This is a genomic window from Burkholderia sp. EMB26 (genome assembly GCF_024730645.1).
GTDB classification, from domain to species: Bacteria; Pseudomonadota; Gammaproteobacteria; order Burkholderiales; family Burkholderiaceae; genus Burkholderia; species Burkholderia cenocepacia.
On the sequence record NZ_CP078071.1, the window covers coordinates 177733 to 203177 of the forward strand.

The 25445-nt window shown below is 67.3% G+C and carries 22 protein-coding genes; 11 read left to right on the forward strand and 11 right to left on the reverse strand.

Going from position 1 to position 25445, the window contains the following annotated elements; genetic code table 11:
* Positions 1-341 precede the first annotated feature (341 nt).
* From glnH to KU887_RS17580, 8 genes are all read left to right on the forward strand, one after another.
* On the forward strand, positions 342-1094 hold the full coding sequence (gene glnH, locus KU887_RS17545; RefSeq protein ID WP_006486224.1) for a glutamine ABC transporter substrate-binding protein GlnH: 753 nt from the start codon (positions 342-344) through the stop codon (positions 1092-1094).
* Between the two features lie 15 nt (positions 1095-1109).
* On the forward strand, positions 1110-1817 hold the full coding sequence (gene glnP, locus KU887_RS17550) for a glutamine ABC transporter permease GlnP (protein WP_020979474.1): 708 nt from the start codon (positions 1110-1112) through the stop codon (positions 1815-1817).
* Positions 1814-2542, forward strand: a complete 729-nt coding sequence (glnQ, locus tag KU887_RS17555; RefSeq protein ID WP_006486238.1) for a glutamine ABC transporter ATP-binding protein GlnQ — start codon at positions 1814-1816, stop codon at positions 2540-2542. The genes glnP and glnQ overlap by 4 nt, the downstream gene beginning before the upstream one ends.
* Before the next feature lie 20 nt (positions 2543-2562).
* Positions 2563-3612: a C45 family peptidase gene (locus KU887_RS17560; protein WP_258256920.1), complete on the forward strand. Its 1050-nt coding sequence runs from the start codon at positions 2563-2565 to the stop codon at positions 3610-3612.
* A 15-nt stretch (positions 3613-3627) separates the two neighbouring features.
* Complete coding sequence (locus KU887_RS17565; RefSeq protein ID WP_006486239.1) at positions 3628-4962, forward strand: aspartate aminotransferase family protein; 1335 nt, start codon at positions 3628-3630, stop codon at positions 4960-4962.
* Positions 4963-4987: 25 nt separating this feature from the next.
* Positions 4988-5542 carry a carboxymuconolactone decarboxylase family protein gene (locus tag KU887_RS17570; RefSeq protein ID WP_006486233.1) on the forward strand — a complete coding sequence of 185 codons (555 nt, stop codon included), beginning with the start codon at positions 4988-4990 and terminating at the stop codon, positions 5540-5542.
* A gap of 207 nt (positions 5543-5749) precedes the next feature.
* On the forward strand, positions 5750-6649 hold the full coding sequence (gene lpxO, locus KU887_RS17575; RefSeq protein ID WP_048989111.1) for a lipid A hydroxylase LpxO: 900 nt from the start codon (positions 5750-5752) through the stop codon (positions 6647-6649).
* Positions 6650-6816: 167 nt separating this feature from the next.
* A complete protein-coding gene (locus KU887_RS17580; protein WP_212251044.1) occupies positions 6817-7605 on the forward strand; it encodes an extensin in 789 nt (262 codons plus the stop codon).
* A gap of 94 nt (positions 7606-7699) precedes the next feature.
* Here the strand turns inward: KU887_RS17580 and ahpF are convergent, their stop codons facing one another.
* The 4 genes from ahpF to KU887_RS17600 all read right to left on the reverse strand — a co-directional run bounded on the left by ahpF (position 7700) and on the right by KU887_RS17600 (position 11378).
* Positions 7700-9301 carry an alkyl hydroperoxide reductase subunit F gene (ahpF, locus tag KU887_RS17585; protein WP_006488688.1) on the reverse strand — a complete coding sequence of 534 codons (1602 nt, stop codon included), beginning with the start codon at positions 9299-9301 and terminating at the stop codon, positions 7700-7702.
* Between the two features lie 118 nt (positions 9302-9419).
* Complete coding sequence (gene ahpC / locus KU887_RS17590) at positions 9420-9983, reverse strand: alkyl hydroperoxide reductase subunit C (protein ID WP_006488685.1); 564 nt, start codon at positions 9981-9983, stop codon at positions 9420-9422.
* Between the two features lie 173 nt (positions 9984-10156).
* A complete protein-coding gene (locus KU887_RS17595; RefSeq protein ID WP_258256922.1) occupies positions 10157-10366 on the reverse strand; it encodes a CopG family transcriptional regulator in 210 nt (69 codons plus the stop codon).
* A 115-nt stretch (positions 10367-10481) separates the two neighbouring features.
* A complete protein-coding gene (locus KU887_RS17600; protein WP_006488686.1) occupies positions 10482-11378 on the reverse strand; it encodes a LysR substrate-binding domain-containing protein in 897 nt (298 codons plus the stop codon).
* A gap of 178 nt (positions 11379-11556) precedes the next feature.
* Here KU887_RS17600 and KU887_RS17605 point away from each other — a divergent pair, with 178 nt between their 5' ends.
* The 3 genes from KU887_RS17605 to KU887_RS17615 are packed head-to-tail and all read left to right on the forward strand — an operon-like array spanning position 11557 to position 14516.
* The gene (locus KU887_RS17605; RefSeq protein ID WP_012493263.1) at positions 11557-12723 is read left to right on the forward strand and encodes a branched-chain amino acid ABC transporter substrate-binding protein; all 1167 of its coding nucleotides are present in this window, start codon (positions 11557-11559) and stop codon (positions 12721-12723) included.
* Positions 12724-12748: 25 nt separating this feature from the next.
* Positions 12749-13273, forward strand: coding sequence for an L-2-amino-thiazoline-4-carboxylic acid hydrolase (locus KU887_RS17610; protein ID WP_006488690.1), 525 nt, complete (start codon positions 12749-12751; stop codon positions 13271-13273).
* A complete protein-coding gene (locus KU887_RS17615) occupies positions 13266-14516 on the forward strand; it encodes a Zn-dependent hydrolase (RefSeq protein WP_124632790.1) in 1251 nt (416 codons plus the stop codon). The genes KU887_RS17610 and KU887_RS17615 overlap by 8 nt, the downstream gene beginning before the upstream one ends.
* A 30-nt stretch (positions 14517-14546) precedes the next feature.
* Here KU887_RS17615 and KU887_RS17620 read toward each other — a convergent pair whose 3' ends face one another.
* The 7 genes from KU887_RS17620 to pgaA all read right to left on the reverse strand — a co-directional run bounded on the left by KU887_RS17620 (position 14547) and on the right by pgaA (position 25348).
* Positions 14547-15383, reverse strand: a complete 837-nt coding sequence (locus tag KU887_RS17620) for a cytochrome c (protein ID WP_006488689.1) — start codon at positions 15381-15383, stop codon at positions 14547-14549.
* A gap of 279 nt (positions 15384-15662) precedes the next feature.
* Complete coding sequence (locus tag KU887_RS17625; RefSeq protein WP_006495088.1) at positions 15663-16919, reverse strand: hypothetical protein; 1257 nt, start codon at positions 16917-16919, stop codon at positions 15663-15665.
* Between the two features lie 8 nt (positions 16920-16927).
* Positions 16928-18751, reverse strand: a complete 1824-nt coding sequence (glmS, locus tag KU887_RS17630) for a glutamine--fructose-6-phosphate transaminase (isomerizing) (protein ID WP_258256923.1) — start codon at positions 18749-18751, stop codon at positions 16928-16930.
* Between the two features lie 118 nt (positions 18752-18869).
* Positions 18870-19358, reverse strand: a complete 489-nt coding sequence (locus KU887_RS17635) for a hypothetical protein (RefSeq protein WP_048989115.1) — start codon at positions 19356-19358, stop codon at positions 18870-18872.
* Positions 19336-20607 (reverse strand): poly-beta-1,6-N-acetyl-D-glucosamine synthase, encoded by a 1272-nt coding sequence (gene pgaC / locus KU887_RS17640; protein ID WP_006488682.1) that lies wholly within the window; start codon positions 20605-20607, stop codon positions 19336-19338. Before pgaC ends, KU887_RS17635 begins: the two co-directional genes overlap by 23 nt.
* Entirely contained in the window at positions 20604-22697 is a 2094-nt protein-coding gene (gene pgaB, locus KU887_RS17645) for a poly-beta-1,6-N-acetyl-D-glucosamine N-deacetylase PgaB (protein ID WP_034178464.1), read from the reverse strand. The genes pgaC and pgaB overlap by 4 nt, the downstream gene beginning before the upstream one ends.
* 17 nt (positions 22698-22714) lie before the next feature.
* Entirely contained in the window at positions 22715-25348 is a 2634-nt protein-coding gene (gene pgaA, locus KU887_RS17650) for a poly-beta-1,6 N-acetyl-D-glucosamine export porin PgaA (RefSeq protein WP_258256924.1), read from the reverse strand.
* Positions 25349-25445 lie beyond the last annotated feature (97 nt).

Consider the following 25445-nt stretch of genomic DNA (forward strand, 5'->3'; position numbering starts at 1 on the left):
CATTGAGCCGAGCCGGCGGTTGCCGGCTCGGCGCGCACGGCCATCGCGGCACGGCGCACCCATCTTCTCTCCCCGTGCCGCCGCCCCTCGGCGCGGTGCGATCCGGCGGGGCGTTCTGCACCGCCGTCCTCCCGTTTTCCTCCGATCTATCCGCGCCGCGCGGCCCGGGTTTGTCTCGATGCATTTACCTGTTGCGGACTTTTTTGTTGTCGTAGTATCGCCATTGACAACACTTGTTGCACTAAGGTCTAATTCGACATCGCATGTTGCGGTGCGGCTTGATGTCGTCGTTCCGCCGGCCTGTTGGCCGGCTACATCGCTCAATCATGCGGAGAGAAACCATGAGTCGCCGTTCCTTCCTGAAAGCCGTCGCGGTCGTCGCCGCGCTCGGCGCCAGCCTCGCGCACGCGGATACCAAGACGCTCGTCGTCGGGACCGATACGTCGTTCATGCCGTTCGAGTTCAAGCAGGGCGACAAGTACGTCGGCTTCGATCTCGACCTGTGGGCGGAGATCGCGAAGGACCAGGGCTGGAAATACACGATCCAGCCGATGGATTTCGCGGGTCTGATTCCGGCGCTGCAGACGCAGAACATCGACGTCGCGCTGTCCGGGATGACCATCAAGGAAGAGCGCAAGAAGGCGATCGACTTTTCCGCGCCGTATTACGACAGCGGGCTCGCCGCGATGGTGCAGGCCGGCAATACGTCGATCAAGTCGATCGACGACCTGAACGGCAAGGTGATCGCCGCGAAGACGGGCACCGCGACGATCGACTGGATCAAGGCGCACCTGAAGCCGAAGGAGGTCCGCCAGTTCCCGAACATCGACCAGGCCTATCTCGCACTGGAAGCCGGCCGTGTCGACGCGGCGATGCACGATACGCCGAACGTGCTGTTCTTCGTGAACAACGAAGGCAAGGGCAAGGTGCAGGTCGCCGGCCAGCCGGTCAGCGGCGACAAGTACGGGATCGGCTTCCCGAAGGGCAGCCCGCTCGTGCCGAAGGTCAATGCGTCGCTCGTGAAGATCAAGGCCGACGGTCGCTACGCGCAGATCTACAAGAAGTGGTTCGGCGCCGAGCCGCCGAAGATGTGAGCGTGACCACGCAGCATGGCGCGGCCGAACGGCCGCGCCGGTCTTGAATCGAACGGGGAGCGACAAGTGAATTTCGATTGGTCGGCGATCTGGGCGGCGCTGCCGGACCTGATGGACGGGGTCCGGTTGACGGTGTTCATCGCATTTTTCGGGCTGGTGGGCGGCTTCGTCGTCGGAATGATCGCGGGGATGTTCCGCGCATACGGACCGAAGGCGATGAACGTGCTCGCACAGGTCTATATTGAATTGATCCGCGGCACGCCGATCGTCGTGCAGGTGATGTTCCTGTACTTCGCGTTGCCGTTGCTCGCGCATATCCGCATCGACGGCCTGACGGCCGCGATCATCGCGATCACGGTGAATTCCGGCGCGTATCTCGCGGAAGTGGTGCGCGGCGCGCTGCTGTCGATCCCGAAGGGGCTGACGGAAGCAGGGCTCGCGATGGGCCTGTCGATGCCGCGCGTGCTGCTCAAGGTGGTCGGGCCGCTCGCGTTCCGGCGGCTGATTCCGCCGCTCGGCAACCAGTGCATCGTGAGCCTGAAGGACACGTCGCTGTTCATCGTGATCGGCGTCGGCGAACTGACGCGCAAGGGGCAGGAAATCATCGCGGGCAATTTCCAGGCGGTCGAGATCTGGACGGCGGTGGCCGTCATCTATCTGCTGCTGACCGGCGCGATGACGCTGACGCTGCGGCTCGTCGAAAAGCGGATGAAAATCTTATGAGCATGATCGAATTCCAGAACGTGTCGAAGAGCTTCGGCCACGTGCCGGTGCTGAAGAACATCGACCTGAAGATCGACGCGGGCGAGGTGGTCGTCGTGGTCGGTCCGTCGGGCTCGGGCAAATCGACGATGTTGCGCTGTATCAACGCGCTGGAGAAAATCACCGGCGGCGAGCTGCTGGTCGACGGCCAGAGCGTGCGCGGCAACGCGACGACGATCCGCAACATCCGGCTCGAAGCGGGCATGGTGTTCCAGCAGTTCAACCTGTTCCCGCAAATGACCGCGCTCGAGAACGTGATGTTCGGGCCGATCCAGGTGCGCGGCGCGTCGCGCGCCGACGCGCGCGACCAGGCGATGGCGCTGCTCGACAAGGTCGGCCTCGAATCGCGCGCGAATCATTACCCGTCGGAGCTGTCGGGCGGCCAGCAGCAGCGAGTCGCGATCGCGCGGGCGCTCGCGATCCGGCCGCGGTTGATGCTGTTCGACGAGCCGACCTCGGCGCTCGATCCGGAGCTGCGCCACGAAGTGCTGAAAGTGATGCAGGATCTCGCGACCGAAGGGATGACGATGATCGTCGTCACGCACGAGATCGGCTTCGCGAAGCGGGTCGGCACGCGGCTGCTGTTCATGGATCAGGGCGGCATCGCCGAGGACGGCCATCCGGTCGACCTGATCGACCGGCCGCCGACGCCGCGCCTGAAGGAATTCCTGAAACACGTGTCCTGAACGAAACCGAAACTTCCGACATGCCGCTTTCCCTTTCTCCCGTCATCGCCGGCACGCCGTTCGACATCGGCGTGCGCCTGGGCGAGCTTGCCCGCCCGGTATTCGACGCGTACATGCAGCAGAGCAGCGCATGGCAGGCCGTGCGCCGCTGGCGCGGCCATCCGTTCGTCGACGCGTTGCGGCGGGCCGCGCTCGCCGCGTACCCCGACCTCGTCGCGGAGCTGGACGGGATCGCGGCAGGCATCGGCTGGCCGGCCGAGGACATCTTCCTGTGGAACTGCCGCGGCGAACTGATCCACAACGCGCCGGACGGCTGCACGACGCTTGCCGCGCGCGATGCGGACGGCAAGCGCTGGATCGCGCACAACGAGGACGGCGATCCGTACCTGCGCGAACGGTGCCTGCTCGTCGACGTGCAACCGGCCGGCAAGCCGGGCTTCGTCAGTTTCTACTACCCCGGCTCGCTGCCGGGCCATACGTTCGCCGCGAACCGCGCGGGTATCGCGCAGGCGATCAACAACCTGCGGATCCGCACGCCGGCGCCGGACGTGCCGCGCATGATCCTCGCGCGTGCGGTGCTCGACGCGACGTCGCTCGATGCGGCCGTCGACGTGCTGCGCCGGCACGCGCGCGCGAGCGGCTTTCATCACACGCTCGGGGCGACCGGCGATGCGCGATTGCTGAGCATCGAGGCGAGCGTCGCGCGCTGTTCGGTCATCGAGGTCGCGCGGCTCGCCGGCCATGCGAACCATCTCGTGCATCCCGGCTGCGACGCGCAAGCGCAGATCGTCACGCAGTCGTCGGCGGACCGCCAGCGTCGCGTCGACGCGTTGACGCCCGGCATCGACACGATCGACGAAGCCGCGCTGCTGCGCGTGCTCGGCGATCGCGCGCCTGAAGGATTGCCGATCTACCGCGACGATCCGGCCGATCCGGACGACGAGAACACGCTGGCGACGGCCGTGTTCGCGATCGGCGCGGCATCGATCGATTTCACCGTTCACCAACACGGCACGCAGCGCTTCGCGACGCGCATCGTGCCGTCCGGACGCGCTCACCGCGCATCCTGATCCATGAGGCCACGCATGACGACCGTTTTCCATCGCGCCCCGCGCGCCACCTTGCCCGTTGCCGTCGCAGGCGACGGCATCGAGATCATCGATTCGACCGGCAAACGCTATATCGACGCGTGCGGCGGCGCGGCCGTATCGTGTCTCGGCCACAGCAACCAGCGCGTGATCGACGCGATCAAGCGGCAGGCGCAGCAATTGCCGTACGCGCATACGTCGTTCTTCACGACCGACGTGGCCGAGGAACTGGCCGACCGGCTCGTCGACGGCGCGCCGGCCGGGCTCGATCACGTGTATTTCGTGTCGGGCGGCTCCGAGGCGATCGAAGCCGCGCTGAAGCTCGCGCGCCAGTATTTCGTCGAGAAGGGCGAGCCGCAGCGCCGTCATTTCATCGCCCGGCGCCAGAGCTATCACGGCAACACGCTCGGCGCGCTCGCGATCGGCGGCAACGCCTGGCGACGCGAGCCGTTCCTGCCGCTGCTGATCGAGGCGCACCACGTGAGCCCGTGCTATGCGTACCGCGACCAGCAGGCCGGTGAAACCGACGAAGCGTATGCGCAGCGCCTCGCGGACGAGCTCGAACGGAAGATCGTCGAACTCGGCGCGGAAAACGTCGCGGCGTTCGTCGCGGAAACGGTGGTGGGCGCGACGGCCGGCGCCGTGCCGCCGGTGCGCACGTACCTGCAGAAGATTCGCGCGGTGTGCGACAAGTACGGCGTGCTGCTGATCCTCGACGAGATCATGTCGGGGATGGGGCGCACGGGTTACCGGTATGCCTGCGACGAAGACGGCGTCGCGCCCGATCTGCTGACGATCGCGAAAGGGCTCGGTGCGGGCTACCAGCCGATCGGGGCGACGCTGGTGAGCGACCGGATCTATCGCACGATCGTCGACGGTTCGGGCTTCTTCCAGCATGGTCACACGTACCTCGGCCATGCGACCGCCTGCGCGGCCGCGCTCGAAGTGCAGCGCGTGATCGCCGAGGACAAGCTGCTCGACAACGTGAAGGCGCGCGGCGAGCAGTTGCGTGCGTCGTTGCGCGAGCATTACGGCGCGCACCCGCACGTCGGCGACGTGCGTGGCCGCGGGCTGTTCGTCGGCGTCGAGCTCGTGCGCGATCGCGACACCAAGGCGACGTTCGCCCCCGCGCTGAAGCTGCACGCGGCGGTCAAGCGCGAGGCGATGCAGCGCGGGTTGATGGTGTATCCGATGGGTGGCACGATCGACGGCGTGCACGGTGATCACATCCTGATCGCGCCGCCGTTCGTGTGTACCGCGCAGCAGATCGATACGATCGTCGAGCGGCTGTCCGGTGCGATCGGCGCGGCGCTCGCGTCGGCCGGTGCATGAACCCCGATCTCAGCGAATCCTCACCATGACAGACAGACTGCCTCCTTTCGACCCCGCGTCGGCCACCGACGAACAGAAGGCCGTGCTCGCAGACATTCTCAGCGGCCCGCGCGGCAACCTGAACGGGCCGTTTCTCGGCTGGATCGCGAGCCCCGAGCTGGCCCAGCACGCGCAGAAGCTCGGCGCGTTCTGCCGCTATCGCACCGGGCTGCCGCTGCGCCTGTCGGAGCTCGCGATTCTCGTGACGGCCGCGCGCTGGCGCTCGCAGGCGGAGTGGCACATCCATCATCCGATCGCGCTCGAGGCCGGCGTGCCGGCCGCGACGGCCGACGCGATCCGGCTCGGCGTCGCGCCTGCTTTCGAATCGGACGACGACGCGTTGATCCATGCGTTCGCCACCGAGCTGTACGACACGCGCCGCGTGAGCGACGCGACGTTCGCGCGCGCGCAGGCGCGTTTCGGCCACGAGACCGTGGTGAACCTCGTCGCGCTGCTCGGCTACTACGCGCTCGTCGCGATGACGCTGAACACGTTCGGTATGCGCGCAGACGGACAAACTGATTTGCCGTTTCCGGAATAATCGCCGCCGGCGCGTGTGTCGGCGGCATGCCGCGCACGCGCCGGATGGCCCGAAAAGCGCGTATACGCGGGCTTTTCGGCGTTTCGGCGCGGATCGTTCCGGCATCTCGCCGCATCGTGACGACGCCCGCCGCGCGGCCTGCGCGGCAGTGCAAGAAATTTTTCCCGTACCTAGAATTCTGGCAAACAGCTTACGGGGGAAATATCGATGCGCTGGGTCCTGCTGATCGTGTTCATTGCGTGTGTCGTGTACACGCATCGGCGCGGCAAGGTTCGGCACGGGTTGTTCCGGCAACTCTCCGACCACTCGACCTTTACCGCGCCGCTGAACTGCTTTTCATACGCGTTCTCGTCGGTGCCGACCACGCCGTTTCTCGACACGGATCACTTTCCGGAGCTCGCGGTGCTGCAGCGCGAATGGCGCACGTTCCGCACCGAAGCGCTCGCGTTGCGCGACGCGAGCCGGATCAAGGCATCGGGCGAGTACAACGACATCGGCTTCAATTCGTTCTTTCGCAACGGCTGGAAGCGTTTCTACCTGAAGTGGTACGACGCGCCGCATCCGTCCGCGCAGGCATTGTGTCCGCGCTCGGTCGAGATCCTGTCGCGGATTCCGTCGATCAAGGCCGCGATGTTCGCGCAGTTGCCGCCGGGCGGCAAGCTCGGGCTGCATCGCGATCCGTATGCGGGCTCGTTGCGCTATCACCTCGGGCTCGATACGCCGAACGACGACGCGTGCCGGATCGTCGTCGACGGCGAATCGTATGCATGGCGTGACGGCGAGGCCGTGATGTTCGACGAGACGTACCTGCACTGGGCCGAAAACCGCACCGCGAACGATCGCGTGATCCTGTTCTGCGACATCGAGCGCCCGATGAAATATCGCTGGGCGCAGCGCATCAACGATGCGTTCGGGCAACTGCTGATGCGCGCGGCCGCATCGCCGAACGAAACGGGCGATCGCACGGGCGGGCTCAATCGCGCGTTCCGGTACCTGTATGCGATTCGCCGCGCCGGCAAGCGATTGAAGGCGTGGAATCGCACCGTGTACTACATCGTCAAGTGGCTGCTGTTCGGCGGGATCGCGGTCGCGATCTTCTGTATCTGACGGGCGAGGGCGGGCAATTTTTTCCCGTCTGACGATAGTGCGGCGCGGCATCGGACGGCCCCGCCGGCCTGCGCCGACATCAATGCAACCAAATGTATTCATGCGGGATCAACGGACGTTGGCCGCGTATGATGGCTTGTTCACGTCGATATGATCGGTGAGCAAGCATGACGAGTACCCGTAAAACCATGATGATCGCCGGCGGGCTCCTGGTCGCCGCAGCCGGCACCGCGTACGTGATGCTCCTGCGCGCGGACCACCGTGCGATCGAGGACGCCGGCATCGGCGATTCGGCCGCGCCTGTTGCCGCAGCGCCCGCGGGCAACGACCACGCGGTGCAGGGCGCGATCGCGCCGCCGGCACCGGCTGCCGCGACGGCGCCGAAGCAGGCGGCTGCCGCGCCGCCTCCCACCGCACCCACGCCCGCGCCGGCCGCCACTGCCCGCGTCGTCGCCCCGCCTGCAGCGGTTGCCGCGGTTCCGGTGGTCAGCGACAAGCCGCAACCGGTGACGAAGCCGGCTGCCCCGCCGCCGAAAGTCAACGTCGTGACGGTCGACGCTCAGGATTCGACCCCAGCGACGCCGCCGCCCACGCCGGCCGCCAAGCCCGCTCGGTCGGCTCAGTCCGCCGCACCCGCACAGGTCACGCAACGCGCGCCGCGCAAGCGCGATGGCCTCGAACGCCACGCCGCCGCCGCGCCGCCGGCCGCGACGAAATCCGAAACGCCGGAGACGGCGGCGCTCGTCAGGGAATCGGCGAAGCTCGACCCGTCGTTGCCGCCGCCGCCGATGCAGTCGATGCCGTCGGCGAGCACCGGTTCGTATCGGCAGGGCGGTTCGTCGTCCGGCGCGAATCCGGTAGCCGCCGCGATGACCGAGCAGCTCGTCAGGGAGTCGAGCCATTTCAAGACCACGACGCCCGTGCCCGCGAACGGCGGCCCGACCGCGACCAAGTAGCCGCGGGCGTCCTCGGCATAAAAAGGGCCCCGCACGCCGACCAAAGCATGCGGGGCCAAGAGAGACAAACTGTTTGCCGTCGGGCTGACGTCCGTCAGGCGGCGACCGCTTCTTCGACTCGCGGCTGCGCGGTGGCGGCCGGCGCCGCCACGTCCTGCCGGATCAGGTGGTCGAACGCGCCGAGCGACGCCTTCGCCCCTTCGCCGACCGCGATCACGATCTGCTTGAACGGCACCGTCGTCACGTCACCGGCCGCGAACACGCCCGGCACCGACGTCGCGCCGCGCGCATCGACGACGATCTCGCCGTGCTTCGACAGTTCGACCGTGCCTTTCAGCCATTCGGTGTTCGGCACGAGGCCGATCTGCACGAACACGCCTTCGAGGTCGACGCGCTTCGTTTCACCGGAACGCAGATCCTTGTAGACGAGCCCGTTCAGCTTGCTGCCGTCGCCGGTCAGTTCGGTCGTCTGCGCTTGCGTGACGATCGTCACGTTCGGCAGGCTGCGCAGCTTGCGTTGCAGCACTTCGTCCGCGCGCAGTTGCGCGCCGTATTCGATCAGCGTGACTTCCTTCACGATGCCGGCGAGGTCGATCGCGGCCTCGACGCCCGAGTTGCCGCCGCCGACCACCGCGACCCGCTTGCCCTTGAACAGCGGGCCGTCGCAGTGCGGGCAGTACGCGACCCCGCGGTTGCGGTATTCGCGCTCGCCCGGCACGTTGATTTCACGCCAGCGTGCGCCGGTCGCGAGGACGATCGTCTTCGCTTTCAGCACCGCGCCGTTCGCGAGACGGATCTGGTGCACGTCGCCCGGGATCAGCGCGTCGGCGCGTTGCACGTCCATGATGTCGACGTCGTACTGCTTGACGTGCTGCTCGAGTGCGGTCGCGAACTTCGGCCCTTCGGTTTCCTGCACCGACACGAAGTTCTCGATCGCCATCGTGTCCAGCACCTGGCCGCCGAAACGCTCGGCGACGACACCCGTCGCGATGCCCTTGCGTGCGGAGTAGATCGCAGCAGCCGCGCCCGCCGGGCCGCCGCCGACGATCAGCGTGTCGAACACCGGCTTGTTTTCGAGCGACTTCGCCGCGCGTTCTCCGGCGCCCGTATCGAGCTTCGCGAGGATTTCCTTCACGCTGCTGCGGCCCTGGCCGAACGACGCGCCGTTCAGGAACATCGTCGGCACGGCCATGATCTGGCGCGACTCGACTTCATCCTGGAACAGTGCGCCGTCGATCGCGACGTGGCGGATGCGCGGGTTGATCAGCGACATCACGTTCAGCGCCTGCACGACTTCCGGGCAGTTCTGGCACGACAGCGAGAAAAACGTTTCGAATGCGTAGTCGCCGTCGAGCGCGCGAATCTGTTCGATCACGTCGTCGTCGAGCTTGATCGGATGGCCGCCCGTCTGCAGCAGCGCGAGCACGAGCGACGTGAATTCATGGCCCATCGGGATGCCGGCGAAACGGATGCCGGCCGGCTTGCCGGGCTCGCCGATCGAGAACGACGGCTTGCGCTCGGCGTCGTCGCGGCGTTCGGTCACGGTCACGCGATCCGTCAGCGACGCAATCTCGTTCAGCAGCGCCAGCAGTTCCTGCGATTTCGCGCTGTCGTCGAGCGAGGCGACGAGTTCGATCGGGCGCGTGATTTTTTCGAGGTACGCTTTGAGTTGGTTCTTGAGATTGGCGTCGAGCATGGCGTTTCGGATTCCGTATTGATTATGCTGGTCGGGCAGGTCGTGCCGGAGGAGGGGGCGGGGCGCGCAGTGCGTGGCCCGCCGTCGCGCGCCTCGTGCGAGGCGCGCGGAGCGATCGTCAGATCTTGCCGATCAGGTCGAGCGACGGGGTCAGCGTTTCCGCACCCGGCGTCCACTTGGCCGGGCACACTTCACCCGGGTGCGCCGCGATGTACTGCGCCGCCTGGACCTTGCGCAGCAGTTCGCCTGCGTCGCGGCCGATGCCGTTGTCGTGGATTTCGCACAGCTTGATCTCGCCTTCCGGGTTGATCACGAACGTGCCGCGCAGCGCCATCCCTTCTTCCTCGATCAGCACGTCGAAGTTGCGCGACAGCGTGAGCGTCGGGTCGCCGATCATCGGGTACTTGATCTTGCCGATCGTGTCCGACGTGTCGTGCCAGGCCTTGTGCGTGAAGTGCGTGTCGGTCGACACGCCGTAGATTTCGACACCCAGCTTCTGGAATTCCGCGTAACGGTCGGCGAGGTCGCCCAGTTCGGTCGGGCACACGAACGTGAAGTCGGCCGGGTAGAACACGACGACGGACCACTTGCCCTTGAAGTTCTCTTCCGAGACGGGCACGAAATCGCCGTTGTGGTAAGCGGTTGCCTTGAACGGCTTGATTTGGGTGTTGATGATCGGCATCTGGACAATTCCTTTTCTTCAGTGGTGAGTGGAGTGTTGCCAGTATCCGGGTTCACCCTGAGCTTGTGAAATTGCTTGTTTCAATCCGCGGCATCGGGATTTTCTATCTGCTTCCGGCCCTTGATTGGCGGGGGCCGAAGGCAATTCGGGCGGGGCAGAGGCTGTACATGCCTTCACCATTCCGAACGCAGGTCCTCCTGGCCGGCAATCTCGCGCCCCTTCCGTAGACCGAACCCATTGTTGACAAGTGTGTGTCCGTGTCGCGTGATACAGGCATCGATTGCGTCGCCGATGATTTCGGCGCGGGGGCGGTCCCTGGCCCCTGCGATGATGCTCAACGCGGCATGCTGGTCATCCAACAGGTCGACCGGGATGGTGGGCATTGCAACCTCCCTGACTTGACGCAGCCATCATCGACATGCGGCCGCGTAAATGCAGGATCGCCGCCTGTCCGAAGCGAATACCGATTCCCGGTTCGGCAGGCGGGGCACACCCCGCTCAAATCCCCGCCATCTCCCGCAACCATGCCGCCAGCCGCCGCGCCCCGTCCGGCATGTCCGCGTCCTCGCGCGTGCACAGGTAGTAGTCGCGTCCGTCGTCGAGCGCGTGATCGAACAGTTGCACGAGCTCGCCGTTCGCCAGTTCGCGCTGGACCAGCGGCGCGCGCAGCAGCGCGGCGCCGAGATCCGCGCGGGCGGCGCTCAGCGTGAGCTGGCCATCCTCGAACATCGGCCCCACCGCGTGCGACACGTGCCGCACGCCGGCGCCCTGCAGCCAGTTGACCCACGTGCTGCGATCCTCGTCATGCACGAGCGGCGCGCGGGCGAGATCGGCCGGCGTGCGGAACGGCCCGTGACGCTTCAGGAACGACGGGCTGCACATCGGCACCATCGCGCCCGGCAGCAGCCGCTCGCAGCGATAGCCGGGCCAGTCGCCGGTGCCGAAGCGGATCGACAGATCCGACGCATCGCTTCGGTAGTTGCGGTGATGCGCGTACAGCACCGTGACGTCGACGTCGGTGTTGTCGGCCAGGAACGCATGCAGCCGGGGAATGAACCAGCCGATGCCGAGCAGCGGAATCAGGCTGACGGTGATCTGGCGCAGCGACGAACGGTCGCGCACGAAGCGCGTCGCGCTGCGCAGCACCGAGAATGCCGCGCTGATCGACCGGTAGTAGTCGCGCCCTTCGTCGGTGAGCGCAAGCAGCCGGCCTTCGCGTACCGTCAGCGGCGTCTGGATGAACGCTTCGAGCAGTTGCAGCTGATGGCTGACCGCCGACGGCGTGATGTCGAGTTCGCCGGCCGCCGCGGTGACCGAACCGAGACGCGCGAATGCTTCGAACGCACGCACCGCGCGCAGCGGTGGATCGTGCGGCAATTGTTCGATATTTTTCATGTATCGAATTTTATCGAAAAGTCAGGGTAAGCGACAACACAAAAATATCCCGTATTTACAAAGATATACGCTAATGTGTGGAGAACGGCATAAGCATCCAACAATTGGATATTTGGGGTTTGAATGTCAAATATTTAATATTTTTCATGTTTTTGATCCGATTGACCGGTCCCCGCACATGAAAATCGCTTTCCTCCCCGCCAGCCTCGCCTTCTCGGCGGCCGCCCTGGTCGCCTCCGTTCCCGCGTTGGCGCAGTCCGCTCCGCAGACGGTCCTGATCGGTCTCGCCGCGCCGCTCACCGGCCCGTCCGCGCGGATCGGCAAGGACTTGCAGAACGGCGCGCAACTCGCGATCGACGACGCGAACGCGAAGCATCCGACCATCGGCGGCAAGCCGGTCGTCTACAAGCTCGTCGCGGCCGACGACCAGTCCGACCCGCGCACGGCCGTCGCGGTCGCGCAGCAACTCGTCGACCAGCACGTGATCGGCGTCGTCGGTCACTGGAACACGGGCTGCAGCGTGCCGGCGTCGCGCGTGTACCGCGATGCGGGCATTCCGCAGATCGCGCCGGCGTCCACCGGCCATCAATACACGCAGCAGGGCTACGCGACGGCGTTCCGCATCATGGGTCACGACGATGCGGGCGGCCATTTCACCGGTGCGTACGCGGTGAAGACGCTGAAGGCGAAGCGCATCGCGGTGATCGACGATCGCACGTCGTTCGGCGCGGGGCTGGCCGAGCAGTTCATCAAGGGCGTGCAGGCGAACGGCGGGACCATCGTCGATCGTCAGTACGTGAACGACAAGACGACCGACTTCAGCGGCGTGCTGACCGCGATCAAGGGCAAGCGCGCGGATCTCGTGTTCTTCGGCGGCCTCGACGCGCAAGCCGCGCCGATCGCGCGCCGGATGCGCCAGCTCGGCGTGAACGCGCCGCTGCTCGGCGCGGGCGGCTTCGTGAGCCAGACCTTCCTGTCGCTCGCCGGCAAGGACGGCGACGGCGTGACGGCGCTCGAACCGGGCCTGTCGCTCGACCGGATGCCGGGCGGCAAGGCGTTCGACACGCAATACCAGGCCCGTTTTCATGCGCCGATCGAGCTGCATGCGCCGTTCGCGTACGACGCGGCCGCCACGCTGATTGCGGCCGCGCAGAAGGCCGGCACGACCCAGCCGGCGAAGCTGGTCGCGGCCGTTCGCGCGATCGACCGGCCCGGCGTGACGGGGCGCATCGCGTTCGACGCCGAAGGCAACCTGAAGGACCCGGCCTTCACGATCTACCAGGTGCGCGGCGGCAAGTGGGCCGTCGTCGACGTGCTCGGCGGCTCGCGCACCGCAGCCAAGTAACGACAAAACGACCAACACGATCCCCATGACCGAAGCGAACCAGACATCCGCCGCCGCCCCCGAGGACTCGCGCCTCGGGATCCTCGCGCGGCGCCGCATCGAAGCGGAAATCATCAAGCCGATCTACGAGATCATGAAGCGCGAGTTCGGCGCCGAGCGCGCGCAGGCCGTGATCGCGGAAGCCGTGCGCGGCGCGGCCGTCGACGCGGGCCGGACGTTCGCCGCGCAGGAGCCGGACGGCACGAGCGTGAAATCGTTCATCGCGCTGCAGGTGCTGTGGGAGAAGGACGATGCGCTCGACGTCGAGGTGCGGCGCGCGGACGACGCGCACTACGACTACGACGTGCATCGCTGCAGTTACGCGGAGATGTATCACGCGATGGGGCTCGGCGAGATCGGGCACCTGCTGAGCTGCGCGCGCGACAGCTATTTCATCCAGGGCTATGCGCCGGACATCGCGCTCACGCGCACGAGCACGATCATGCAGGGCGGCAAGCGCTGCGATTTCCGCTATGCGCTGCAACCCGCGCCGGAGAACGGCGATGCGTGACGCTCCCGCAAGCATGCCGCGCGTCGACGGCGACCGCCTGTGGGCGTCGCTCGAACGGATGGCGCAGATCGGCGCGACGCCGAAGGGCGGCGTGTGCCGTCTCGCGCTGACCGACCTCGACCGCGAGTCGCGCGACCTGTTCGTGCAGTGGGCGCGTGAAGCCGGCTGCACGGTGCGCGTCGATCGGATGGGCAACGTGTTCGCGCGCCGCGCCGGTCGCCGTCCCGACGCCGCACCGGTGATGACGGGCTCGCATGCCGATTCCCAGCCGACCGGCGGGCGTTACGACGGCATCTACGGCGTGCTCGGCGGGCTCGAAGTGGTGCGCGCGCTGAACGACGCGGGCATCGAGACCGAGCGTCCGCTCGACGTCGTGATCTGGACCAACGAGGAAGGCTCGCGCTTCGCGCCGGCGATGGTGTCGGCCGGCGTGTTCTCGGGCGTCTATACGCTCGAATATGGGCTGTCGCGCACCGACGGCGCGGGCCGGACGATCGGCGAGGAGCTCGAACGGATCGGCTACGCGGGCGCGGAGCCGGTCGGCGGCTATCCGGTGCACGCGGCATATGAGCTGCACATCGAGCAGGGCGCGATTCTCGAACGGGCCGGCAAGACGATCGGCGTCGTGACGGCCGGGCAGGGGCAGCGCTGGTACGAGGTGACGCTCACCGGTGTCGACGCGCACGCGGGCACGACGCCGATGGCGTTCCGCCGCGACGCGCTGGTCGGCGCGGCGCGGATGATCTCGTTCGTCGAAGTGCTCGGCCGCCGCTACGCACCGGATGCGCGCGCAACGGTCGGCATGATCGAGGCGCGGCCGAATTCGCGCAACACGGTGCCGGGCGGCTGCTTTTTCACGGTGGAATTCCGGCATCCCGACGATGCGGTGCTCGACGAACTGGACGCGGCGTTGCGCGCGGAGCTCGCGCGCGTGGCCGACGAAACCGGCCTCGGCGCGCAGATCGAGCAGATCTTCACGTATGCACCGGTGCCGTTCGCGCCACGCTGCATCGACACGGTGCGCGACGCGGCGCGCTCGCTCGGGCTGTCGCACATGGACATCGTGTCCGGCGCGGGCCACGACGCATGCTATGTCGCGCGTGTCGCGCCGACCGGCATGATCTTCGTGCCGTGCGTCGACGGGCTGAGCCACAACGAGGCCGAAGCGATTACGCCCGAATGGGCGACGGCCGGCGCCGACGTGCTGTTGCGCGCGGTGCTGCAGAGCGCGCAGGAAGCGTAAGCGCGACGGGTGCGGCCGGGGTGGCCCGCGTTACTTCCCCGCGTTGCGCCGCGCCATGTACGCGAGATACGCGACGATCTGGTCGAGTTCGCGGTCGCTCAGCTGATCGGGCGGAAACGCCGGCATGCTGCGGCCCGGCCAGTCGCGCACCGACGCCGGGTTGCGGATGTAGCGACGCAGCGCGGCCGGCTGGAAGTAGTCGACCGGATTCATCGGCGTGTTCAGGTCGGGGCCGGCGTGGCTGCTGCCCGCGCCGTCGATGCGGTGGCACGCGAGACATTGCGTGACGAACAGGTGCTGGCCCGCGCGGGCCGGATCGTTCGCGGGCAACGCGGCGTCGACGGCGAGCGACGGCCAGCGCGCGAGCGGCGACGATTCGATCGTGATGCGCACGATCTGGTACGGCCACTGCTCGCCGCGCACCGACGACGCGTCCGGCCCGAGCCACACGAGATAGAACGGCCCCGCGCTGACCTGCTTGCCGGGCAGTTTCGGCCACGGATGGGCCGGATCCTCGATCGCGAGCCACGGGATCGCGCCGGCCGGCGCGCGGCGGCGCACGAGATCGAGCGGCAGTTGCGCGGCGAAACCGTCGGCCGCGCGCGTTTCGAGCACCCCGTCGGCCGGCAGCGGCGTGTCGCCGAGCAGCGCGGCGAACGGCACGGCGCGGAACGTCATCGGCCGGCCGTACGCGATGTCGCGCGGCACGTGGATGTCGGTCGCGTCCGTACGGGCGAGCAGCGTCTGGCGGGTGACGGCGCGGGCCGTGCCGTCGGTGTCGAGTTCGAGCGTGGACTGGGCCGACGCGCGTTGCCCGAGCAGGCAAACCGTCAGCAGCACAAGCGAAAACCACTGGCGCTTCAGCATTCGTTCTCCGGGAAAGGGCGTTCCGGCGGCGGCAGGAGGCGGGACGCCGCGGCCGATGGAAGGAATCGGGCGACAGTCTATCCGGTACGGGCGGCGCTGGCGAATTCGGCGCGGGAAACGCGCGGCGGCGATGATTGGACCAGCACGCGCCGGCGCCCGACTACCGGGCGCGTGACGGGGCGAGGGCGCGTCGTCGCGCGATCCGGACGGGGAAAACGACAGGCACGGTGGCGGCACGCGATCTGCCCGCGCCCGCGACATGGCGTGACGCGCCCGCCTTCAATGACTCGAACACGACACTTCGTTCTTCGGCATCGGCGTGTCGCGCGCCGGTTCGAAATCGGCTTCGCGCATCCCCGACGGCGTCAGTGACACGAAATGCATCGCCGTGCCGCGCGCCGGGAAACCGGCGACGCCGGTCGAGCCCCACGGAACGGGTGAGCGCTGCACGCCGCTCACCGCCATGTTCGCCGGCGCCAGCGCGAGCGTCAGCAGCCGCCCGTCGCGGGTCGGCACATACGCATGTGTGCCGGCGACGCCGATGCCCGATTCGCGCACCGACGCGGGCAGGCAATCGAGCGTCGCCGTGCGGCGGCCGTCCGGCGCGATCAGCATCGCGACGCCGCGATCGTCCGCGGTCGTCGTGACGACGATGAAACGGTCGATCTCCGGCACATAGGCGGCCGAATACACGTAATACTGGATCGCGTCGTTCAGCGAGCCGAGTTTTTCCAGCTTCGCGGTGACCGGATCGAACATCGCGTATTCGAGTGTCGCGTCCGTGCTGCCGTCGATGAACTTCTGCCACACGAGCAGCGCGTTGCGCGGCGAGCCCGCGATCACGGGCCACCACTCGCGGCGATGCGGCGCGACCGCGACGTGGTTCAGCACGCGCCCGGCCGCGTCGTAGGTTTTCAGGTACACGCCGTTGCCGCTGCCGAGGTTGTCGACACCGCCGCCGTTGACCCAGTCGGTCGAATAGAACACGACGAAGCGGTCGGCGACCGTCGCGACGTGCCCCGAATGACCGCCCGATTCGACGTCGTTCGGGTAGGGCTTGACCGGCTTCAGGTCGCGGCGGTAGATGCCGTAGCGCTGGCTGACTTCCTGCGACGTGTTCCAGCCGTCCTCGAACGTGACGAAGATGTCGCCGTGTGCATTCTGCGCGATCGACACGGGTTCCTGCGCCTCCGGGCGGCTGATGAACGTACGGACGTGCAGCACGCGCGGCTTGTCCGGCTGCCATTCGCCGACGTACACGTCATGCGGCCAGTTGCCGCTGCGCAGCGCACCGCGCGGCACGATGCCCGAGCTGCTGAAGAACACCCAGCGTTTGCCGTCGCCGGCGTCGGCCACGCCGATCCCGTGCATGAAGCGTCGCGGGTCGCCGGTGTCCTGCGGCGACGGGGCGCTCGGCACGGTGACCGTATGCACGGCCGGCGCGCCGGCAAAGGCAAACGGCGACACCGCGCCGACGCCGCACGCGCCGCCGAGCACGGCCGCGGCCAGCCGCATGACCGTCTGCGCCGGACGCATTCGCCGCTTCATTCGACGGTCACCGATTTCGCGAGGTTGCGCGGCTTGTCGACATCGGCGCCGCGCGTACAGCCGACGTGATAGGCGAGCAATTGCAGCGGGATCACGTTGACGATCGGCGACAGCAGGTCGCCCGATTCGCGTACGCGGATCAGGTGCGTGTCGCGGTCGGCGTCGATTTCGAGCTGATTGCCGGCCAGTACGTAGAGCCGCCCGCCGCGCGCGCGCACCTCGGCCATGTTGGATTTCAGCTTCTGGAACAGACGGTCGTCCGGCGCGATCGTGACGACCGGCATCGCGCTCGTGACGAGCGCGAGCGGCCCGTGCTTCAGTTCGCCGGCCGCATAGCCTTCCGCATGGATGTACGACACCTCCTTGAGCTTCAGCGCGCCTTCCAGCGCGATCGGGAAATGGATGCCGCGGCCGAGGAACAGCGCGTTCTCGGTGCGGGCGAACTTCGCGGCCCAGCCCATGATCTGCGTTTCCAGCGCGAGCGCGTGGCCGATGCGATCCGGCAGCGCGCGCAACTGCTTCAGGTGCGTCGCGACCTGCGCGGCATCGAGCCGGCCGCGCAGCTGCGCGAGCGTCAGCGTCAGCACGAACAGTGCGACGAGCTGCGTGGTGAACGCCTTGGTCGATGCGACGCCGAGCTCGATGCCGGCCCGCGTCAGGAACCGCAGCGGCGCATTGCGCGCGATCGTGCTGGTCGCGACGTTGCAGATCGCCATTGACAGTTCCTGGCCCATCGCGCGCGCCTGCTCGATCGCGCCGATGGTGTCGGCCGTTTCGCCCGACTGCGAGATGCCGACGACGAGCGTGCGCGGATCGGCCACCGTGTCGCGGTAGCGGAATTCGCTGGCGATCTCGACCTGCGCGGGCACGCCGGCGATGCTTTCGAGCCAGTATTTCGCGGTCAGGCCCGCGTAGTAGCTGGTGCCGCAGCCGAGCAACAGCACGCTTCTGACCCGCGACAGCAGCCCGCGCGTGGCTTCCGTCGCGTCGAACAGCGCCGGCGAGATCGTGTCGATCCCGTCGAGCGTGCTGTCGATCGCCTTCGGCTGCTCGAAGATCTCCTTCTGCATGAAGTGCTGATACGGCCCGAGCGCGGCGTCGTCCGCGCGCGCCTTCACTTCACACAACGGGCGCCGCGCTTCCTGTCCGCCCGCATCGACCACGGCGATGCGCTCCGGCGTGATCAGCGCGACGTCGCCGTCCTCCAGGTACACGAAGCGGTCGGTCAGGTCGCCGAGCGCCGCGCAGTCGGACGCGAGGTAGTTCTGCTCGGCGCCGATGCCGATCACGAGCGGCGAGCCGGCGCGCGCGGCGACGAGGCGCTGCGGCTCGCGCGCGCCGAGCACCGCGATCGCGTACGCACCGTGCAGCCGTTTGACGGTGCGCACGACCGCGTCGAACAGGTCGTCGCGATAGAGGCTGTGGATCAGGTGCGCGATGACTTCGGTGTCGGTCTGCCCGCGAAACGTGTAGCCGCGCTCACGCAGCTCGGCGCGCAGCGTGTCGTGGTTCTCGATGATCCCGTTGTGCACGACCGCGATCGTGTCGCCCGACATGATCGGGTGCGCGTTCATTTCCGACGGCGCGCCGTGCGTCGCCCAGCGCGTATGCGCGATGCAGGTCTGCGCTTCGAGACCGAGCGTCAGCACGCGATCCTGCAGGTCCGTCACGCGTCGCAGCGTGCGTTCGCTGCGCAGGCGCCCGTCGCGCTGCACGGCGATGCCGCACGAATCGTAGCCGCGATATTCGAGCCGGCTCAGCGCATTGACCAGTTGCGGCACCTGATTGTTCAGGCCGCTTGCTCCGACGATTCCGCACATGATTCACCTCGTCTCCAGGAAGTTGCCGGCTGGCGCGCGACGCGCGGCAGCACGATGCCGCAAGCGGCGCCACGTCGCGCGGCAGGCGTCGCGCGCGGTGCGGCACGTCTCCGGCGATTTATTCGCGGGGCTGCGGGCCGGCATGCGCGACCCATTCGATGCCCGAAATCGACCCGTTCGCGTCGTGCGACGCGACCAGAATGCGCGTGGTGCGCCGCGCGCCGCGCCGGCGCTCGCTTGCCAACGCGGTCGGCGGCACCGAGCGCACCTTCACGCTGGCCGAGCGCCGCAGCATCTTCGACACGCGCAACCGGTAGGCGAACGGATGCACGACGCGCCCCGCGATCAGCCACATGACGATCGTGCCGGCGATCAGCGCGATGCTGGTCACGTAGAACACGATCTGTTCGATCGGCATCTCGGCCTCGTTGAACGGCAACAGGTAACGGTACGTATAGATGCAGATCGATGCCCAGACGCCCCCGACCAGCGCGGGCCGCACGAGGCGGAACCATGCGACGAGCACGGGCCCGACGATGTTGCCGCGTTCGGCGATCATGTCGCGCGGGGCGCGCAGGGAAAGGTCAATAATCGGCGCGTTCTTCATGTTGAATGCCTCGGTCGGGACTGACCCATACGGCGCGCTTGCCACGGCCCCGCAGCACGACGGCGGGCAGGGCGATGACGGTGGTGATCATGCTGATCAGCCAGAACGCGACGGGGTACCAGATGGTGTCAAGGAAGTACATCAGGAGTTTTTCGTCGTAACGACGATCGATCATGCTGCCGATGATCAGCTGCAGGATGCAGGTCGCGACCAGCAGCATCCCGTGCCAGTGCGGCACCACGGACACATGCCAGTTCGGCGGAAGCGGGTAGACGACGTCGATCAGCGCGAGCAGCAGGATGAACGACATCGAGTACGCCCACGCGATGCCGATCAGGTATTCGGCGAATAGCGGCCACATCATCATCTGGGTCGGCCGCATCAGCGTGCCCGCGTACTTGAGCAGCACCTGGATGCCGCCCTTCGACCAGCGCAGCCGCTGCCGGTAGAGCCCCTTGATCGTCTCCGGCATCAGGATCCAGCTGAGCGCGTGCGGCTCGTACACGACGCGCCAGTCGCGGCACTGCAGCTTCCAGCTGATGTCGATGTCCTCGGTGAGCATGTCCGAGCTCCAGTAGCCGACATCGGCGAGCGCGGTCTTGCGGAACATCGTGATCACGCCCGACACCGTGAAGATGCGGCCGTACACCTGCTGCGTGCGCTTGATCAGCCCGACGATCGACGAGAATTCGCCGACCTGCATGCGGCCGAGCAGCGACGTGCGCGTGCGGATGCGCGGGTTGCCGGTCACCGCGCCCACGCCCGGATCGGTCAGGAAATGCTCGAGCATCCAGCCGATCGCATCGTGCGCGAGCAGCGCGTCGCCGTCGATGCACAGCAGGTATTCCGCGTTCGACACGGCCGCCGCGGTCGTGAGCCCGACCGCCTTGCCTTCGTTGCGCGCGTGATGGATCACGAGCAGCCGCGGAATCTCGACGGCCAGCTCGTTGAGGATCTCGCCGGTGCGGTCCTTGCTGCCGTCGTTGACCGCGATGATGTCGTAGTTCGGATACTGCATTCCGTTCAGGTGGCCGATCACGCTGCGCGCGTTCGCGGCTTCGTTGAAGCAGGGCACGACGATCGAGACTTTCGGGATGCCGCTCGACGCGATCGTGCGCGTCGACAGCTCGCGGCCTTCCTCGAGCAGGAAGTAGTGCACGACGCCGCCGATCATCCACAGATACGACATGAAGAACGGATAGTAGAAGACGAAATCCTGCAGGCGCTGGATCAGGCTGTGGGTGGTCATGGCGTCTTGGTTCCGTGCGACTGCTGCATCTGCATCAGCGCGTTGATCGAGGTGGGGTCGAGGCGCGACTTCAGCGACATCACGTCGCGCATCGCGTCGAGTTCAGGCTGGCCGTTCAGGAAGTTGTCGGGGTAGTAGCCGAAATTCACGGCGCCTTCGCTGCGCAGCCGCCGCATCTGCGCGAGCAGCGTGCCGGCCGGCACCGCCTTCTGCCCGTGCCAGTCGTACGCCTGCAGTTCGAACACGGTGCGCTGCAGCCCGCGCTGCTTCGTGCGTACCGCCTTCACGAGCTGGTCGAGCCAGCCGTCGGGGTCCTTCGCCTGTTCCATGTACGGCATCGCCATCAGCGCGACGTAGTCGTAGGCGGCGAGGAAATCGTCGTAGTTCTGCGCGAACCATGCTTCCGATTCGGGCTTGAGCACCGGCATCGCGAAGATGTTGCGCGCGGTCAGCACGTCGCCGACGTTCTGGTGGGCCAGCACGATCTGCTCGAGCTGCCGGGTCATGTCGATCAGGTAGCGCGTCTTCTGGTGTGTCCAGCGCTTCATCAGGTCGGGGTTCTCGCGGATCTTGCCGATGTCGGCCGGCAGCCCCCATTGCGAATAGGTGCGCAGCGCATGCCGGCCCCCATCCTCGTAGTCGTCGAGCACCGCGTCGTCGCTGAACAGGATGCCGCTGAACGACGCGTGCTTGCTGAGATCCTCGTAGATCTGCTGGATCATCAGCCGCGCATCGGGATCGAACGGGCTCAGCCGGAACACACGCGTGCCGTTCTCGCGGGCCGGCGCGCCGCCGAATGCGCTGACGGCTTCGAGCGAGCGGAGCTTGTCGGCGGGCGGCCGGAACGCGAGCACCGGCATCCATGCGTACACCTGTACGTTGGCGCGCGTATTGAGCTGCCACGCGGCACGCGAGAACAGGTCGGAACGCATCGGCAGGTGCCGGTTCGGGAAATACACCGCTTCGGCCACGCCCGTGCCCTTCGGGTCCGCATACGCCTGCAGGTACACCGATTTCGGCTGCATCCGGTAGATGCGCTCGATCAGCTTGCCGAGATTCGCTTCCTGTCGCGCGGGATCGGGGTCGTAGACCTGGTCGAGATCGACCTGCACGGTGCGCTCGGGCACGTCGACGTCGCCGCGGTTGGACGCCGGCTCGCGCATCGAGCGCTCGAACCCGCCGATATCGACGTCGTACATCATCAGGATCCGTCTCAGCCGGTCCAGCGGCACGTCCGGCGTATTCGGGCCGGCGTCGAGGCTGAACTGGATGTCCATGCCGAGCGACGTCGAGATCTGGCGCACCGGCTGGTTTTCCGCGCCGTACGGCCACACCATCGAGCGCGCGACGAGGCCGGTGCGCTCGCGGATCTGCCGCACGCACGTCTGCAGGTCGTCGTGCACGCGGGCGTGGAATTCGGCGTCGGTTTCATAGCGTTTCTGGTCTTGCAGGTAGAGATGCGACGTGGTCGCCGGCAACTCGTTGCCTTGCGGATTCGCGATCGCACCGTGGTGGAGATTGTGGGTGTGGCAGCCGAGCTCGACGAATTCCGACTGCCCGAGCTTCTTCACCTCGTCCCACGACAGGAAGTAGTCGCGCGGTACCTGCACCTTGTCGCTGATGCGGATCGGCGTATCCGCCGGGGTATCGATCCACGCGGTGACGAGGCCCATCACGGCCGGATACTTGAAGCGCTCGAGCAGCGGCAGCACCTTCGTGTAGTGGCTGCGAAAGCCGTCGTCGAACGTGAGCAGCACCGAGCGCGGCGGCAGCGGCTTGCCGCCGTGCCGCGATTCCTCGATCTGCTTGACCGTGATGGTGTGGTAGTTGTTGGTCTGCAGCCACGAGAAGATCGCGGTGAGCGTGCCGGTATCGACCGCGAACGGATCGATGATCGCCGTCGGCGACGAAAACGACGCCATCAGGTTGTCGCGCACGTCGTGCATGCAGATCACGCGGAACGTCTTGCCGTCGGCCGGATCGGACGGCGGCAGCAGGTCGATCATCTTGGCGTTGGTCACGCCCGGGAACAGCGAACAGGCGGCAAACGTGCCGAGGCATCCGCACATGAAGGTCCGTCTGGATTGCAGCATTGCCGATCTCCTTGCTAAAACGGCAGGTTGAGCGACAGGAAGCCGGTTTCGGAGCGCTCGCGCTGGCCGTCGTATGCGTGGCTGCTGACCTCGACGCCGTAGCTCAGCGTGATGTCGTGCTTGAACGTCCACGCGTGCTCGAGACGCGCGCTCCACAGCGGGCTGGTGCCGAAGCCGCGCTCGTTGTACACGCCGCCCGACACTGACACGCGCTGCTGCAGCCCCGTGTCGCCTTTCTTCCACAGCGTCAGCTGATGCATGACGGTCGCCGCGGCCGCGTAGTCGCGACCGGGGCTGAAGTAGGGCGCGTCATGGCGCGTGTTGCTGTCGGTGCCGAGATTCAGCGAGACGTTGACGAGCTGGTTCGCGGACGTGTACACGCGCTGCGTGGCGGTCGCCGCGATTTCCTGGTGCAGGTTCGAATCGCTGTAGCGGCTCACGCCGTAGCTCAGCTTGACTTCGCGCCGGTCGTTCTGGCGATACACGACCTCGACGTTCGCGGAGCGGCCCCAGATGTGCGCGGCATACGCTTTCCACGGCAGCGAGTTGTCGTTGGTGTCGAGCCCCGCGCTGACCGTCCAGTAGTCGTTCAGTGCGTACGCGATCGTGCCGCGGCCGCCGGTTCGGCCGTCTCCGCCGAGCGAGCGCGTGACCTCGCCCAGCACGGTGAGCGGCCCGTGCCGGTAGTCGCCGCCGATGCCCGTGCGTGTGCGGCTGACGCTGCCGCCGTCGGTTTGCGCATGGCCGTAGAACGTATGCGCGAAGACCCGCCAGTTGTCGCCGAACGGTTGCGAGTAGATGTAGCTGTCCGACGTGAAGCTGTTGTCGGCCAGCGCGCTGTTGCCGTGCTCGAAGCTCAGGTCGATCGTGAACACGGGGCTGCGGTAGGCCTTGTAGTCGCGCTTGAAGCCGCGCACGGCGCCGCTGTCCGGGAACGTGTTGCCCAGCGTCTGGTCGACGGTCTTCGCGGTCGCGTAGTCGTCCGCCGTGAGCGATGCGCGGCCGAGGCCCGCGAGCATCTCGACGCTGTCCGGGTGATCGGTCAGCGACGCGCGATACATCGAGATCGCCTGGCGTGGATGCGACTGGCCCGACACCGCATCGGCGTGCGCGGCGCGGATCTCCGCGTTGAACGGCACCTCTTTCTCGAGCTGTTCGAGGGCGGCGATCCCCTGGTCGGCGTGACCCGTGAAGATCAGGTATTGCGCGCGCAACCGGTAGTAACGCAGATAGTCGCTTTCTCCGGGGCCGACGTTGGTCACCTGCTTGGCGGGCGGCAGCGACTTCTCCATGTCGTCGAGCACCTGCTTCGCTTCCGGCGCGCGTGCCTGGTCGACGTACGACCAGAACAGCCCTTCGCGCAGCTCGATCGGCTGCGTGCGGGCGCCATACTGGAAGCCGCGCGTCGCGCGATCGCTCGGCGATGCGGTGGCCTGCTTCAGCGCACGCGCGTACACGGCGTTCGCCTTGGCCGGCTCGCCCAGGTACAGGTACGCGTCGCCGACGGCCGCCAGTGCGTCGATCGAGATTTCCGCGTTGGACGGAATCGTCTCGAACGTCGCGACGGCCGTCTTCATGTCGCCGCGTGCCGCAAGGGCGACGACCCGGTCGCCCGCGAGCGCGGTGCGGACCGGCGTGTACTCGGGCGTGGGCGGTATCCGCTTGTCGAGGTCGTCCGCCGCACGCAGGGCGCTGTCGATTCCGTCGAAGCGGTCCGAACTCGTCATCGAGCGCGACTTGTCGCGTCCGCCGCGCACTTGCTGGCGAATCGACAGCTCTTCCAGTTGCGCGATGTCGACGGCGGAGAACGCATCGGGCCGCGCCTTCGCTTCGTCGAGTGCCTTGACCGCGCCGCCGCTCGCCGCGAGGCCGAACACGTCGTTGCGCACCGTCGCGACATCGGCCGTGCGGAGGTTCGGCGCCTGCGCATTCGGTGCCTGGACGTCGGGCCCTTGCGATCGCTGGATCGGCTCGCCGGGGAGCTGCGCGCCGGGCGACTGCGAATTCGGTTGCCGGGACGACGGCGGTTCGGCGCCGGACGGCTGGGTCGTGGGCGCGGGCGAATTCGGCATCGGCGTGCCGGATGCCTGCGCGGTGAGCGTCGGCGTAGCGGCTGTGGTCGGTGTAGCCGGCGGTGCGGTGGTCGTGGCCTGGGCGCGCTGCCGCGGTGCCTCGGACGTTTGCGTGCGTGGCCGCGGCGTATCCGGCGGCGTGTCGAATGCCTGCGCCAGCAGCATCGGCGCATTCGACACTTGCGCCGCTGGCGCAGGTGCATTCGTCGATGGCGCGGCCGGCTGCGGCGCATCCGGGTCCACCACGACCGTGGTCGGCATCGCCGGGTTCGGCGCCTGCGCGATCTGCATCGATGCGTCCGACGCTTGCGCGATCGGCGTTGGTGCAAGCGGCGGCTGCGTGCCCGAACCCGGCGCGGCCTGCGTCGACGCGCCCGGGGGCTGCAGGTCGGGCGGCAACGCATCAGGTGCGCCGCGGGACCCGGCGATTTCGCTCGCGCTGCCCGGTTCCGCGTCGCCTTCGGCGGCAAGACACGGGCCGGACGCGACGAGCAGGCACAGCAACGGCGCATGCAGGAGGATCCGCCGGTTCGGCGGAGCGACGGTGGTGCATTGTTGTTGACGATTGTTGGCCACGGTGTGTCCTCACTTTGAAACGATCACATCGGTTGCACGCCCGACGGCGCTCGTCGCCGGCCGTCGCCCCGTCGGGCGGCGAGGCCCGGCGGGATCC